The organism is Clostridium sp. chh4-2, from assembly GCF_002899675.1.
GTDB lineage: Bacteria > Bacillota > Clostridia > Lachnospirales > Lachnospiraceae > CHH4-2.
Genome location: NZ_PKUU01000021.1, coordinates 83,384 through 98,515 on the forward strand (window position 1 = coordinate 83,384; position 15,132 = coordinate 98,515).

At 46.5% G+C, this 15,132-nt stretch carries 13 protein-coding genes; 2 read left to right on the forward strand and 11 right to left on the reverse strand.

Annotated elements, in window-relative coordinates; translation table 11 throughout:
- Positions 1–155: 155 nt before the first annotated feature.
- From C0033_RS19835 to nikB, 6 genes are read right to left on the reverse strand one after another with little or no spacing between them, the layout of a single operon-like run.
- Complete coding sequence (locus tag C0033_RS19835; protein WP_103229640.1) at positions 156–1,502, reverse strand: alpha/beta hydrolase-fold protein; 1,347 nt, start codon at positions 1,500–1,502, stop codon at positions 156–158.
- A gap of 30 nt (positions 1,503–1,532) precedes the next feature.
- Positions 1,533–3,167 (reverse strand): ABC transporter substrate-binding protein, encoded by a 1,635-nt coding sequence (locus tag C0033_RS19840; protein WP_103229641.1) that lies wholly within the window; start codon positions 3,165–3,167, stop codon positions 1,533–1,535.
- Between the two features lie 25 nt (positions 3,168–3,192).
- Complete coding sequence (locus C0033_RS19845; RefSeq protein WP_103229642.1) at positions 3,193–4,149, reverse strand: oligopeptide/dipeptide ABC transporter ATP-binding protein; 957 nt, start codon at positions 4,147–4,149, stop codon at positions 3,193–3,195.
- Complete coding sequence (locus C0033_RS19850; protein ID WP_103229643.1) at positions 4,149–5,150, reverse strand: ABC transporter ATP-binding protein; 1,002 nt, start codon at positions 5,148–5,150, stop codon at positions 4,149–4,151. Before C0033_RS19850 ends, C0033_RS19845 begins: the two co-directional genes overlap by 1 nt.
- A gap of 13 nt (positions 5,151–5,163) precedes the next feature.
- Complete coding sequence (locus C0033_RS19855; RefSeq protein WP_347501203.1) at positions 5,164–6,054, reverse strand: ABC transporter permease; 891 nt, start codon at positions 6,052–6,054, stop codon at positions 5,164–5,166.
- On the reverse strand, positions 6,051–7,037 hold the full coding sequence (gene nikB, locus C0033_RS19860) for a nickel ABC transporter permease (protein ID WP_103229644.1): 987 nt from the start codon (positions 7,035–7,037) through the stop codon (positions 6,051–6,053). Before nikB ends, C0033_RS19855 begins: the two co-directional genes overlap by 4 nt.
- A 298-nt stretch (positions 7,038–7,335) precedes the next feature.
- Between nikB and C0033_RS19865 the strand changes: the two genes are divergently transcribed.
- Positions 7,336–8,280: a LysR family transcriptional regulator gene (locus tag C0033_RS19865; protein WP_103229645.1), complete on the forward strand. Its 945-nt coding sequence runs from the start codon at positions 7,336–7,338 to the stop codon at positions 8,278–8,280.
- 137 nt (positions 8,281–8,417) lie between these two features.
- On the opposite strand, the gene C0033_RS19870 is transcribed toward C0033_RS19865, so the two are convergent.
- The 5 genes from C0033_RS19870 to hrcA form a co-directional block, all read right to left on the reverse strand.
- Positions 8,418–9,386: an AraC family transcriptional regulator gene (locus C0033_RS19870; RefSeq protein WP_103229646.1), complete on the reverse strand. Its 969-nt coding sequence runs from the start codon at positions 9,384–9,386 to the stop codon at positions 8,418–8,420.
- A 116-nt stretch (positions 9,387–9,502) separates the two neighbouring features.
- Positions 9,503–10,657 carry a molecular chaperone DnaJ gene (dnaJ, locus tag C0033_RS19875; RefSeq protein ID WP_103229647.1) on the reverse strand — a complete coding sequence of 385 codons (1,155 nt, stop codon included), beginning with the start codon at positions 10,655–10,657 and terminating at the stop codon, positions 9,503–9,505.
- Between the two features lie 70 nt (positions 10,658–10,727).
- Entirely contained in the window at positions 10,728–12,593 is a 1,866-nt protein-coding gene (gene dnaK, locus C0033_RS19880) for a molecular chaperone DnaK (protein ID WP_103229648.1), read from the reverse strand.
- A gap of 59 nt (positions 12,594–12,652) precedes the next feature.
- Positions 12,653–13,276 (reverse strand): nucleotide exchange factor GrpE, encoded by a 624-nt coding sequence (gene grpE / locus C0033_RS19885; protein ID WP_103229649.1) that lies wholly within the window; start codon positions 13,274–13,276, stop codon positions 12,653–12,655.
- Between the two features lie 11 nt (positions 13,277–13,287).
- Positions 13,288–14,319, reverse strand: a complete 1,032-nt coding sequence (gene hrcA, locus C0033_RS19890; protein WP_103229650.1) for a heat-inducible transcriptional repressor HrcA — start codon at positions 14,317–14,319, stop codon at positions 13,288–13,290.
- 239 nt (positions 14,320–14,558) lie between these two features.
- Here hrcA and C0033_RS19895 point away from each other — a divergent pair, with 239 nt between their 5' ends.
- On the forward strand, positions 14,559–15,050 hold the full coding sequence (locus C0033_RS19895; RefSeq protein WP_242984560.1) for a 3D domain-containing protein: 492 nt from the start codon (positions 14,559–14,561) through the stop codon (positions 15,048–15,050).
- Positions 15,051–15,132 lie beyond the last annotated feature (82 nt).

A 15,132-nucleotide genomic window follows, 5' to 3' on the forward strand; every position in this document is an offset into this window, starting at 1 on the left:
GAACCTGGTTAATGAAAAACTACGTCCTTATTTGCAGATAAAAAAAGAACTGGGGCAGCGGCATTCGTTCACGCCGAATGCCGCTGCCCCAGTATAATACTGTTATATTACGTGCCGGGCCTTACACCGCCCGATATGTGATACCTGATAATCCGTCAATCCTTCCACTTTTCCACCACATAGTAGAGCGACTGGCTTTCCGATGCCCGGACAAACCGGTTCACCTCTTTTCCTTCTTTCGTACATTCCGTTTTCAAATCACGGTTTTCAATACAGCGTCCAAAATGTCCGTAAAACTCCCAGTCCCGCGGAACGCCGATGCTTCCCGTAAAAACATTTTTTTCCTTCCGGTTCAGAATGCAGTACTGATCCCGGAAAAAATGATATACGACCGGTTCGTCCTGCGGCGTGTTTTCCGGCACTTCCACAGAAATATTCAGCAAAACGCTGCCCGACAGGGAATTGATGGCCGTAACCTGTTTGCTTACGGTCAAATCCCCGTTTTTATATGTGATGGCGGCTTCTCCCGGATGGAGCGCCCTCACCTCGCCGGTGGGTTCAATGGTTAAAATCCCTTCCGGTTCCACCTGGTAGCCGGCATCCATATCGCTGCTCATGATTCCATTTTCATAGAATACAACCGTATTGAGGATTGAAGGATAGCCGTTGACCGATACCGTATTTCTGCACTGAATCGCCGCCGCCTTGGGCTTTGTCTTCTCTCCGAACATCCACAGCAGTGCCATCCGGAATCTCTGGCTGAAATACTGCTCCGTATGCACTGCGTCCGGCTGGGCCAGATAGTGCAGATCCACACCCTGTCTGTAGCCAATTCCTGAAAAAATGCGGTAAAGTTCCCTGGTATTATCCACATAGTAGGACTCGGCCATTCCACAGTCCAGCCAGATCTTCTGGCCGTAATTCCGGATGGAATTATAAAATTCATCTGACAACCAGTGAATAGCCGGAGATATCAGGCCTAACATTCCGTATATTTCATGGCGGTTCATGCCCATGCACAGCGTTACGATTCCGCCCATAGAAGAACCGGCCAGCATGGTATTTTCTTTTTCCGGCTTCGTCCGGAAATGGCTGTCTATATATGGTTTCACTTCGTCCGCCAGACATGCCTCATAGGAAAATCCCAGCCCCTCTCCTTCAAACGCATAACACGGTACATAACCTCTTCTGCCCATTTTACGGAATGGGGGCGGCGTCGTATGGGTCATCTCCCTTCTGCGGTCTTTTTCATTGCAGTCGATTCCCACCAAAATGACCGGCGGAATATACCCTGTCTGAATTAAGTCCTCCACTATCAGGTCCACGTCCCAGCGCTTTTTTCCCTTTTCGGAAAAAGCCCATTGGCCATCATGCAAATATACTACCGGATACCGCTCCTGAGACTTTTCATATCGGGGCGGGAGATAGACCCTGAGTGTTCTCCTGCTGTCTAATGCTTTTGAATAAAAGTCTGTAATTATATGTACGCTTCCCTTTCTCATTTTTCCCTTCCTGAAATCCTGCTTTTTTATCTATTCAAAATACGCTTTATTCATATACTCATAGTTTACAACTTTCATGTTCCCTTTCAGCGAAGTGTTCTGAATCTCATTCAGGCTGGCAAAGCAAAGAGGAATCCACCACATATTTTCGTTGCAGATCTTCTGGGCCTCTTTTAAGAGTTCCTCTTTTTTATCCTGGTCAAAGGTTACTTTCAGCTCATCAATGGTCTTCTGAAGCTCTTCCGTTTCGGGATCATTAGCATTCTTGGATACATTTCTTCCCCCTACAACGCCTTTTGCCGGCTCAAAATGGGTTCCATACGGAGATACAATAGGATCGCCGTTGATATTCACAAGGCGGATGCACAAGTCTTCTTTGAAATCGCCTTCCTGCATGGATGAAGAAGTCGCATCGTCATAAGTCGTGATATCCAGCGTGATACCGATTTTTGCAAGCTGGTTCTGGATTACCTCCGCAGCCCTCGTATAAGTGATTACATTGGCATTGACCATGGTTAATGTAAGTCCGTCCGGATATCCCGCCTCTGCCAAAAGCGCTTTGGCTTTATCCACATCTGCCGTGGTGAGCACGGAATTCTCTTTTAAGCTCTCGTCGTATCCCATAACGCCCGGAGGAATCAGCCCTGTCGCTCCTTTTCCCGTTCCGTCATAAGCGACTGCCGCTACGTCTTCGGTATTAATCGCATAGGCGATGGCCTGGCGGACTCTCTTATCCTTCATAATGCCGCTCTCTGATTCATAATTGCAGGCCATAAATACTACCACTACTTCGCCTCCGCTGTTGACTTTCAGGTTTTCGCTTCCCTTGTTCAGCAGATCTGCCACATCCGAATTCAGAGGATCTAAAGCTACGTCAATGGTTCCGGCTTCAAGCTCAATCATCTGAACCGACTGTTCGGAAATCAGACGGATGATCATGTTTTTGATGGCCGGTGCCCCATTCCAATAATCCTCGTTGGCTTCCAGAGTGATATTATCGCCGCTCACCCATTTTACAAACTTATAGGGTCCGCTTCCCACCGGTTCCTGTCCGAACTTTTCTCCCTTTTCCGTCGTAGCGCTTTCCGAGAACAGGCTGACTTTTACCAGGGAATCCAGCAGCGCGCCAAAGGAATAATTTAAGCCCACATGCACGCTGTAATCATCTGTTTTTGTCACATCGTCGAAATTAATAAAATCCAATGTGGAGCCAATGCTGCTTCCCTTATAATGGGCAAATGTAAACACCAGATCGTCTGCATCCGCCTTGTCGCCGTTGTGGAACACGATGTCCTTTCTCAGATGCAGGGTAATTCCCAGATTGTCCTCGTCCATCTCGTAGGATTCCACCGCGTAAGGCACGATGTTGGCACTACTGCCGTCATAACGGAACAGCTGGTCAAATACCTGGCAGTATACTCGTTTTATGGATGCGCTGTCCAAACCGGAGGGATCGAGGGTTGCCGGCTCCACGTTGCTGGCCATAATGATCGTGTCTTTGCTGGACACCGCCTGCCCGCTCTGAGCGCTGCTTTCCTTATTATCTTCGGCCTGGGCTGCGGCCGGTTCCTTTCCCTGGGACGGGGCCGGCTCTTTTGAACCGCCGCATCCAATTGTCGACAACACCAGTGCCGCTGTGAGACAAAATGCCATCACTTTTTTCATATGAACTACCTCCTCATTGAATGAATCATTGATTGATTTTTTCTACATAATGGCAAGCCGCCATATGTCCTTTTGTAACTTCCTGCCACGCCGGATTTTCATGAAAACATTTCTCCTGGGCGTAAATACATCTGGCTGCAAAGCGGCAGCCCGGCTTTGGATCAATTGGTGATGTAATCTCCCCTTTCAAAAGAATACGTTCTTTTTTCACATCGATGTCAGGCACCGGAACTGCTGACAAAAGCGCTTTTGTATAAGGGTGCAGGGGATGTTTGAACAGCTCCTTTGACTGGCTGTATTCAACCATCTGCCCCAGATACATGACCATAATCTCATGTGATATGTAGCGCACAACCGACAGGTCATGAGTAATAAAGATATAAGTCAGATCCATCTGTTCCTGAAGATCCTGCATCAAATTCAGGATTTGAGCCTGTATGGAAACGTCCAGCGCGGAAACCGGCTCGTCGCAGACAATAACCTTGGGAGACAATACAAGCGCTCTGGCAATTCCCACTCTCTGTCTTCGCCCTCCGTCCAACTCATGCGGGTATGCGTCCTTAATCCTTCTCGCAATTCCCACCGTATCCATGATTTCAAATACCCGCTTCTCAATTTCTGCTTTTGAACCGTATTTAAATATGATTAACGGCTCCGCTATGGTCTGAAATACCGTCATCCGGGGATCGATGGAGGACATGGGGTCCTGGAAAATCATCTGCATCTCCGAACACAGCTCATATCTTCTTTTGGATGTAATATCGGAAATATCCTGACCGTTATAAAATATCTTCCCGTCCGTATGGTCTAAAAGATGAAGAACCACCCGTCCCACGGTGGATTTTCCACAACCGCTTTCTCCCACTATCCCAAGAGTCCGCTTGCGTCCTATGGAAAATGAGATATCATCCACCGCATGAAGCCTACCGCCAGGAGTATCAAAGTATTTTTTCAAATTTTTGACTTCTAAAATTGTATCCATCACAAACCTCCTGTTCCGCGTCCGGCAGCAAGCCCGGTTTTTCCGCATCTCACCAAATGTCCACCGCCAATGTCCAAAAGCTCCGGTTTGCATTCTTCACACCGCTTATCCGCATAAGGGCACCGCGGATGAAAATAGCATCCGGAAGGGAGATTAGACGGGTCCGGCATCATACCCATAATGGGCTTTAATCTGGTTTCCTCTCCCGTTAAGCTGGGCAGCGACTCAAACAGCCCGATGGTATAAGGGTGCGCGGTTTCTTTGTAAATCTGCCTGGCCGTGCCGTATTCCACAATCTCTCCGGCATAGACAACTGCAATTTTATCGCACATCTCCGCAACCACTCCCAGATCGTGTGTGATCAGAATCATGGACGTCTTCATCTCGCTTTTTAGTTTGTTCATCAAATCCAGAATCTGTGCCTGGATCGTCACGTCTAATGCGGTGGTCGGCTCATCCGCAATCAAAAGTTCCGGGGAACAGGCCAATGCGATGGCGATTACGATTCTCTGCTTCATCCCCCCTGAAAATTGATGAGGATATTCTTTTAATCTCTCTGCCGGGATTCCAACCAGCTCCAGCATTTCCCCCGCTTTCCGTTCCAAATCCGCCTTGCTTTTTAAACCGGAATGGAGCTTTAATACCTCCATAATCTGCATCCCCACCGGATCGATGGGATTCAGCGCTGTCATCGGGTCCTGAAATATCATGGAGATCTTATTTCCCCTATATTTTTTCATCTTCTTTAAAGGCATTTGAAGCAGGTCTTCCCCTTTAAATTCGATGCTGCCGCTTATTATTTTCCCCGGAGGATCGCTTACCAGGCGCATAATTCCTCTGGCAATCGTGGTTTTTCCGGCTCCTGTTTCCCCCACAAGGCCCAGCGTTTCCCCTCCGGCCAGGTTAAAGCTGACGCCGTTGACTGCCCGGCATGTCCCCATATTGCGGGTTATGTAGTGAATGTGGAGGTCTTTTACACTTAGTACATTTTCTTTATCCATTCAAGCATCCTCCTTATTGTTTCAGCCGCGGATCTAACGCATCCCGCAGCGCGTCGCCTAAAACATTTAAGCAGATAACGCTGAGGACAATTGCAAGACCCGGGTATGTAACCAGCCATGCGCATTTTGTGATATAGGATCTTCCTGTGGAGAGCATGGTTCCCCACTCCGGAGTCGGCGGCTGGACGCCCAGTCCCAAAAAGCTTAAACTCGCTACGGAAATAATGGAGTTTGCCACTCCAAGCGTTGCCTGAACGATAATAATGGCCAGCACGTTTGGCAGAATATGCCTGATGATCAGTCTCAGCGGCCTTGCTCCGATGGCCCGTGACGCCTCAATATATTCATTCTGTTTGACGGCCAGTATGGGGGCCCGAACCACCCTGGTGAAGCTGGGTATGGCGGAAATCGCAATTGCAAATACGGTATTGCGCAGGCCTGCCCCCAAACTGGTAGCCAGAACGATCGCCATGAGAAGCGACGGAATTGCCATGAATATATCCATAATCCTCATGATGAGATTGTCCACTTTTCCTCCGTAATAGCCGGCTAAGGAACCTAATATCACTCCGACCGCAGTGGAAAGGATGGTTGCCATCATCGCAACGAGAAGAGAGATTCTTCCCCCATATAACACTCTTGAAAATATATCCCGCCCGTAATTGTCCGTGCCAAACCAATGTTTTAAGCTGGGAGGCATCAGCGCCTCTGAAATCTGCTGCTCGTCGATTCCATAGGGAGCCACGAAATCAGCAAATACGGATGAGAAGATAATGACCAGCAAAACGATCAGACAGATAACCGCCAGACGGTTTCTGGAAAACTGATAGACGGCATCTCCCAACCGGCTGTGGCTGATATTGTTCTGCGCCTTCTCCGCTTTATTTTTTCCGTTTCCCATCATGCCGCCACTCCCTTCTCATTGGAAGAACCGCTTCCTCCATTCTTTTTCAACCGCTTTCTTCCCTGTATTTTAATTCGCGGATCGATCAGGGAATAAAGAATATCCACAATTAAATTGATAATGCTGAAGGAAAATGCCACCAGAAGAACCGCCCCCTGTACCACCGGATAATCTCTGGAATTGATGGAATCGATCATCAGCTTACCAATTCCCGGTATGGAAAAGATCTGTTCCGTAACAATGGCTCCGCCCAGCATGATTCCAAATGAAATTCCGATTACAGTAAAAATCGGAAGCAGAGCATTTCTCAGCACATGATGTAAAATTACGGTGATCTCTTTCTGTCCCTTCGCCCTGGCCGTCACCACATAATCCTGGCGGATACACTCCAGCATGGATGAACGCGTCGTTCTGAGAAGGCTGGCCGCATTGGAAAATCCAACGGTCATCGCCGGCAGAATCCAGTATTTCCATCCGTAGAATCCGGACGCAGGCAGCCAGTGGAGATTTGCCGAAAAGATAATGATCAGCACCATGCCAAGCCAGAAATTCGGCATGGACACCGCCACCAAACCAATGGTGACGGCGATATTGTCAATCCACGTGTACTGCTTTACCGCCGATATGATACCGATCGGAAGCCCCATGATAATCATCATCACCAAGCACGCACTTGCCATCTTCAGTGTGGTCGGATAGCGTTCAAAGATCAATTCCACCACCGGCCGGTTCGACTTAAAAGAATCGCCGAAATCGCCTTTTGTAACAATGTTTTTTATGTAGCGCACATACTGGGTGATAAAAGGGTCATTGAGCCCAAGTTCTTCTCTCATCTCCTCAATCGCCTCCACCGGCGCATCGTCCCCCAGCATAATTCTGGCGGGATCTCCAGGCGCAAAATGAAGCAGGCTGAAAACCAGGAATGATACGCCCACAAGAACGGGTATCATCATCACAATCCGTTTAATGATATAGTTAACCACTTAAAAGTCCCTCCCTTTTTATAATTTCCATATTCTTTTTAACCGCTTCCCACCTTTCCATAATCTTCCTACTCCTTTTATTCTAATTTCTTATTCCCCCTTTTTTGATGGTATTTTTTTCCATTTCATACCTGTCTTGTTTTCTAAACTTTCATTTGCTATAATTAAGTTGGCTGTAAAATTGTAGCTAAACTATATCATTGCAAATTATTAAGTGTCAAATTCCACAATTTCATAGACATAATAACCATCTTTCATAGATATTATGTTAGATTCATTTACAATAGGGGATTAAATAATGGATTTTAAAGAATTGACTTACGTTGTAGCTCTGGCAAGATACCAAAACTATACGGATGCCGCCAAAAGCCTCTTTATCACTCAGCCCGCTTTGACGAAATCCATAAAAAAACTGGAGCTTGAATTAGATGAACCTCTTTTTATCAGGAATAAGAATTCTACAATTCCTACAGATTTCGGTTTAAAATATGTGCAATATGCACAAAGCATTTTAAGTCTGAAAAATACCATGGACAGGGAACTGCAAATGCTGCACGACAGAAAATATCCTGTGCTGAGAGTGGGCATCACGCCTGTGTCCGGCCGTTTTCTATTATCTCAAACGGCCATTGCCTATCAAAAGAAGCACCCGAATGTACAGCTCAGTTTTACGGAGGGCATCACCCTCACCTTATATGATATGGTTGAGAAGGGGGATCTGGATCTGGCCATCTGTGTCTCTCCGGGATCTCCGCCATTTCCTGCCCGCCCCAATTTACAAACCGCCTTCGTCCAGGACACTGAAATCGTGCTGGCAGTCCCGCCGGACCATCCTTTAATCAGTATGGCAACCATAAAACCTGAGTTTCAGTATCCCTGGATTCCGTTGGAATGGGCCCGGAACGAAAAATTTCTGCTTCAGCCGGAAGACCAGTTCACTACAATGGCTGCAAGACACCTGTTTAAACAACTGAATTTTCAGCCCGCTTCCATCAACAATCTGACCAATGTGCATTCAGCCATCGATTTGGTCTGCGCGGGCTGCGGCGTAGCCATTGTAACCAACATGCATTTGGCAATCTTAGAGCAAAAAGTGAAACTGACCGCCCTGTCAATCGGGACACATCCTCTCTACAATAAGACGGTGGCCATTTACCGAAAGGGCACATCCCTTCCTCCATATGCGGTGGATTATGTTGACCTGGTCCGGGAAGTTTACAGAGCCATTTTACTGAATCTTTAGTTCTTATCCTTTAAACATTAATTTTATCTATGCATTTTTCCATGTTTGTCAAAAAGTGCATAAAAAGAACCCGGGAATGGATCAGCCCTTCCCGGGTTCTTCTTTTGTCCGCCGCCCTGCGCAGCAAATTTCTGGTTCTATGTAATCTTATTATTTTCCCTGTACTGTTTCGGAGAAATCCCATACCGCTCCCGGAAAATCCTATGGAAATAGCTGGTATTATCGTATCCGACGGCCACGCTGATCTCCGCCACCGCTATCTTGGTGTTCAGCAAAAGAAATGCCGCCTGGTTCAGCCTCTTGATCTGCAAAAGCTCCTTATAGGTTCTCCCGGTCAGCTTTTTCACCGCCCGGCTCAGCCAGTAGATATCATACCCCAATAGGCCTGCCAGTTCCGTCAATTCCCCGTCCCGGTAATTTTCATCAATATATCTGAGCACATTTAACACCAGTTCCTGCTCAAATGTGTCCTCATTCTGGCTGATCTTATCCGTGTAATGCATCAGCTGGAGAAATAAAAGCCCCATGGTGATCTGGTTAATGCTTCTTTTATTGGGCTGATTATTCATCAGCGTCCAAACCATATTTTCCATCAGGTTCTGAACGGGAAGCACATCCGACACCTGGAAATGAAGATAGCTGGAATAACCGTTGTCTCCTCTCAGGCAGCCCACAATAAACTCCCTGAGAAGGTTCTCTTCCTCTCCCATCATCCGGAAGGCCGTATCAAAGAATTCCGGTAAAATAATAAAATTAACCGCAATATCATCTTTCCCTGCCGGAAGTATTTCCTGGGTGGCGTTCTGGTTCAGAAACAGAATTTCCCCTTCTTTTAACACCACTTTTGTGTCGTCCACAATATGAGTCGTGGTTCCCTGGCACATATAAATCACTTCCACAAAGTTGTGTTTATGCTTAGGGAAATACACAAAACGGGTATGGGGCCGGATTCGGATCAGTCTGCCGTGCTCCAACATCTTTTTGCTGTCCACAATCAGATCTTTTTTCTCCGTATAACGGGTCTTGTCAATCTCCGTGCGCCCGTCTAAAAGCTCCCGTTCTTCCTCTGTTATGATGCTTAGCTGGTCTATGATCTTCTGGTTCATCTTTATCCTCACTCAGGATTTAACACCAAGGGTGAAGGCATTTTCGAAAAAGCCTTCACCCTTTAATGTAAAACCTGAAGGCATTTTTGAAAATGCCTTCACCCTTGATGTTAAATTTATTTGAAAAGTCCTTTTTTCTTAGTTTCCTTCGTCTCAGAAGCCCTGCCGTTCATCACATCGTCAAATTTCCGCAAAGCCTCTTTCTGAGCCTCTGTCATCTTCTCAGGCACCTGAACCACCAATGTAACATAATGATCCCCTCTCTGATTCCTGTTGCGAAGAGACGGAACTCCTTTGCCCTTCAGCCGCACTTTTGTATCGGTCTGGGTTCCAGGACGCACCTCGTATTCCACCTGCCCGTCAACCGTCTTAATGCGGATAGTTCCGCCTAATGCCGCCGTTGCAAATGAAATCGGTACTGTGGAGAAAATGCTTGTGTCTTTACGTATGAATACCGGATGTTTGGATACGACCGCCTCTACCAGAAGGTCTCCGCGCTCGCCGCCGTTGACGCCTGGTTCTCCGGCTCCGGAAAGGCGCACGCTCATGCCGTCGTCAATACCTGCGGGAATGTTCACCTTGAATTTCTTCTTTCTGGTGATATAGCCGGTTCCACGGCAGTCCGGACATTTTTCCTTTATGATCTTGCCTGTGCCGCCGCAGTCCGGACATGTCTGGACGTTCTGCACCTGGCCGAATAAGGACTGCTGAGTGTACATAATCTTGCCTTTACCATTACACTTAGGACATGTCTCTGGAGAAGTGCCCGCTTTCGCTCCGGTTCCGTGGCAGGAAGCGCACTCTTCCTTAAAATTGATCTCTATCTCTTTTTCGCAGCCAAAAATAGCTTCCTCAAAAGTGATGCGGATGCTCGTTCTCAGATTAGCGCCTTTCATAGGCCCGTTATAGCGGGCGCTGCTGCGGCCGCCTCTGCCGCCGAAGATATCTCCGAAAATGTCTCCGAAAATATCTCCCATATCCGCGCCGTTAAAGTCAAATCCGCCGAATCCTCCAAATCCGCCGGCGCCGCCTGCCCCGCCGTCAAATGCTGCATGGCCGAACTGATCATACTGCCTACGTTTTTCCGGGTCGCTAAGTACACTATAGGCTTCAGAAGCCTCTTTAAATTTCTTTTCTGCTTCTGCATCGCCAGGATTGGTATCCGGATGATATTTTTTTGCCAACGCCCTATAGGCTTTTTTCAGGGCAGCATCATCCGCATTTCTGTCGACGCCAAGAACTTCATAGTAATCTCTTTTATTTTCTGCCATGTTAGTCTACCTTTCACACTAAGGAAAGTGCTGTACTGCTACAACACTTTCCTCATTTCATCTAAATATCTTATACTTCTTTGTAATCTCCGTCAACTACATTATCATCGCCAGGCGCACTTCCCTGAGCGCTTCCCATGTCAGGACCTGCGCCCTGAGCACCGGCTGCTCCCTGTGCAGCTTCGTAAACTTTAGCAAATAATGCCTGAGCACTTGCCATCAGTTTTTCTTTTCCGGCTTTGATATCTTCGATCTGAGCATCTGTCATCTGATCGATTGGAGCGCGGTTGATCGCTTCTTTCAGTGCGCTTAAATCAGCTTCTACAGCAGCTTTATCATTGGCATCAATCTTGTCGCCTACTTCTTCAAGAGCTTTCTCTGTCTGGAATACCATGGAGTCAGCGTCATTTCTTGCATCAATACCTTCTTTTCTCTTCTTATCCTGTGCTTCAAATTCAGCAGCTTCTCTTACAGCTTTATCGATATCGTCATCGGACATGTTGGAGCCGGATGTGATGGTGATATGCTGTTCTTTACCTGTTCCAAGATCCTTAGCGGATACATTAACAATACCGTTGGCATCGATATCAAATGTAACTTCGATCTGAGGAACACCTCTTCTTGCTGGCGGAATACCGTCCAGACGGAACTGGCCTAACGTCTTGTTATCTCTTGCAAACTGTCTTTCACCCTGTACAACATGGATATCAACGGCTGTCTGGTTGTCAGCTGCAGTTGAGAAGATCTGGCTCTTCTTGGTCGGGATTGTGGTATTTCTCTCAATCAGTCTTGTGGCTACGCCGCCCATGGTTTCAATTGACAGGGAAAGTGGGGTTACATCCAGAAGAAGGATGTCGCCTGCGCCTGCATCGCCTGCTAATTTACCGCCCTGAATAGCTGCGCCGATAGCAACGCATTCGTCTGGGTTCAGGGTCTTGGATGGTTCCTGGCCGGTTAACTGTTTTACTTTTTCCTGTGCGGCGATCATACGTGTGGAACCGCCGACTAACAATACTTTGCCTAATTCGGAAGCTGTCATTCCTGCATCTTTTAATGCATTCTGTACCGGAACTGCAGTTCTTTCGATCAGGTCATGGGTTAATTCATCAAATTTTGCTCTTGTCAGGTTCATATCCAGATGTTTCGGACCTTCTGAAGTAGCTGTGATGAATGGAAGGTTAATATTGGTTGTAGTAGCAGTGGATAATTCCTTTTTCGCCTTTTCTGCTGCTTCTTTTAATCTCTGAAGAGCCATCTTGTCGGCAGATAAGTCTACGCCTTCTGCTTTCTTAAATTCATCAGTCATCCACTGTGTAATTCTTGCGTCGAAATCATCTCCGCCCAGTCTGTTGTCACCGGAAGTAGCCAATACTTCGATAACGCCGTCACCGATCTCGATGATGGAAACGTCAAATGTACCGCCGCCTAAGTCGTATACCATGATCTTCTGTTCTTTTTCATTATCCAGACCATAAGCAAGAGCTGCTGCAGTCGGCTCGTTGATGATACGTTTTACTTCAAGACCTGCAATCTTACCAGCGTCTTTGGTTGCCTGACGCTGAGCATCGTTGAAATATGCAGGAACTGTGATAACTGCTTCTGTTACTTTCTCGCCCAGGTAGCTTTCAGCGTCCGCTTTTAACTTCTGAAGAATCATAGCTGAAATTTCCTGTGGTGTGTATTTCTTATCGTCGATGGTTACTCTGTAATCGGTACCCATATGTCTCTTGATGGAAGAGATTGTCTTGTCTGCATTGGTAACTGCCTGACGTTTTGCAGGTTCACCCACTAATCTTTCGCCTGACTTTGTAAATGCTACAACAGACGGTGTGGTTCTGACACCTTCTGTATTGGCGATAACAACTGGTTTACCGCCTTCCATAACTGCTACACAGCTGTTAGTTGTTCCTAAATCGATTCCTATAATTTTGCCCATAGCTTTTTCCTCCTGATATTTATACTAAATGTTTGAATTGTCATTGCCTTTACTGCCGCTTAATTGGCTACCTGTACCATACTGTGACGCACTACGGTGTCTCTGTACATATAGCCCTTCTGAAGTTCCTGGGCTACCACATTCTCTCCCAGTGATTCATCTTCAATATGCATTACCGCATTATGGAAATTAGGATCAAATGGCTGGCCTACCGCTTCGATCGGTTTCACGCCCGCTTCGTCCAGAGCTTTCATAAGCTGCTTATATATCTTCTCCATGCCTTCCGCCACAGGGCCGCCCTTTTCCGCTTCCGGCACAGAGGCTAAGCCTCGTTCAAAGTTATCCACAACCGGCAGAATCCGTTCAACCATGTCACGGGCGCCGATCTCATACATCGCCGACTTCTCTTTTTCCGTCCGTTTACGGAAATTATCAAATTCAGCCATCGTCCGCTTTACGCGGTCTGTCAAATCTTCAATCTGAGCATCTCTCGGATCTTTTTTCTCTTTTTTCTTTCCGAAAAAGCCTTTCTTTACCGCCTCTTCGGCTTCAGCCGCACGTTCTGTTTCCTCTGCGTCTGCCTGAGCATTCTCAGCTTCAGCTGTTTCTTCTAAGTTATCCTGAGCTGCGGTTTCTTCTTTCATTTCATCCTGTTTTATCTCTTCACTATTCACGCCTGTCATTCACCTTTCATCTATTCTTCTTTATGGAAGATTACATCCAGCTGAGTCATCAGCGTTCGCAAAGTTCCCAATACCTTTTCGTAATCCATGCGCTTAGGTCCGATAATTCCTATCGTTCCCTGAAGACCTTTTCCCAGGTCATAATTGGCGGTTACAACACTGCAGTCCTTCATGGTCTGTATCTGAGTCTCATCTCCGATATAAACCTGAATATCCGCATTATCACTGTTGGAATTCACATCTGAGATCAATTCCTGTAAAAGTTCTTTCTGTTCCAGTGTGCTGATTAACTGGCTGGCTTTTTCTCCGTCGCTTAACTCCGGATATTTAAAAATGTTGGTGGTGCCGCTGGTATAGATCTGAAGATCCTCATCCGCTACAATGGCGGCTGCGATCTCATTGAGCACCAGATCGACCACTTCCCTGTGCATGCCTGCCTGTTCCTTCAGCCGTGTAATCACCGCTAAGTTGATCTCTTCCACTGTCAGACCATTCAAATTAGTGTTCAGCAGAATATTCAGATTCAGAACTTCTTCATCCGTCACTTCCACGCTGACCGGAACAATGGTGTTCTTGATAATGTTGCCTTCCACAACGACCACGACCAGAAGCTTTCTTAAATCAACTCTGGAAAGCTGGATGAACTTCAGCTTGTTCTGATGGTAATTGGGACCGGTTATCATCGCCGCATAGTTCGTATCTTTTGCCAGTATCTGTGCCAGCTGCTTCAGCACAAGTTCCACCCGGTCAACTCTCTGCAGCATCAGTTCCTTGAACTCCGCCACTTCGTTGTCCTTCTCTTCCATGATCTGATCCACATAGAAGCGGTATCCCTTATCTGAAGGAATCCTTCCGGCTGAAGTATGAGGCTGAATGATATAGCCCATATCCTCCAAATCCGACATCTCATTACGGATGGTGGCTGAACTCCACTTCTGTTCAGTGAACTTGGATATGGTTCTGGATCCAACCGGCTCACCTGTATCCAGATAAGTTTTTATGATAGCTTTCAATATAATCATCTTACGCTCATCCAAATCCATATCGTTTCGCCTCCCATCTTTTTGTTATTAGCACTCCCAATCATTGAGTGCTAACAACCATGTACTTAATATAATCCTTTCATATGCGTTTGTCAACACTTTTTTAAAAATATATTCTCTGTTTTCAATACGTTTTCAATACTTTTAAGCAGTTATTACGATCTTAACTTGACATTTAACAATTATGTAATATAATGGTAATTGATCCACCCAAACAATTTATTTGCGAGGTAAATCATATGATAAAGAATTTAATATACCGATTGAGAATGACCGTACTGATCTGCGTGTTCGGCATCCTGCTTTCCTTTCCGGCCATGGCCGCCAAAACGATTGATGTGAAAGTAGCTGACACAGCGGATATGCAGGAAAGTGATACAGAACAATCCGGCCCCGGCGTTCCGGCCGAAGAAAAGATTGAAGAACCCGAAGCTCCTAAGGCAGGCGATTCTCTTGGAACTTTTACCACCAGCGGCTACTGCAACTGTGAAAAATGTTCCAAAGGCCACAATCTCACCTATGCAGGAACGGTTCCTAAGGCAGGACATACAATTTCAGCAGATTTAGACTTGATTCCCCTTGGCACAAAAGTACTGATTAATGGTACTGAATATACAGTTGAAGACAAAGGCAGCGGTGTAAACGGCAGAATGATCGATATTTACTATGATAATCATGATGATGCATGGAACCACGGCTTACAGACAGCAGAAGTTTTTTTAGCAGAATAACAAAAGATAAAGGATGCAGAAGCAGCGGCTTTTGCATCCTTTTTTGTTCCCCGAAAATCGGGAAAAATGGAAAAAATATCCA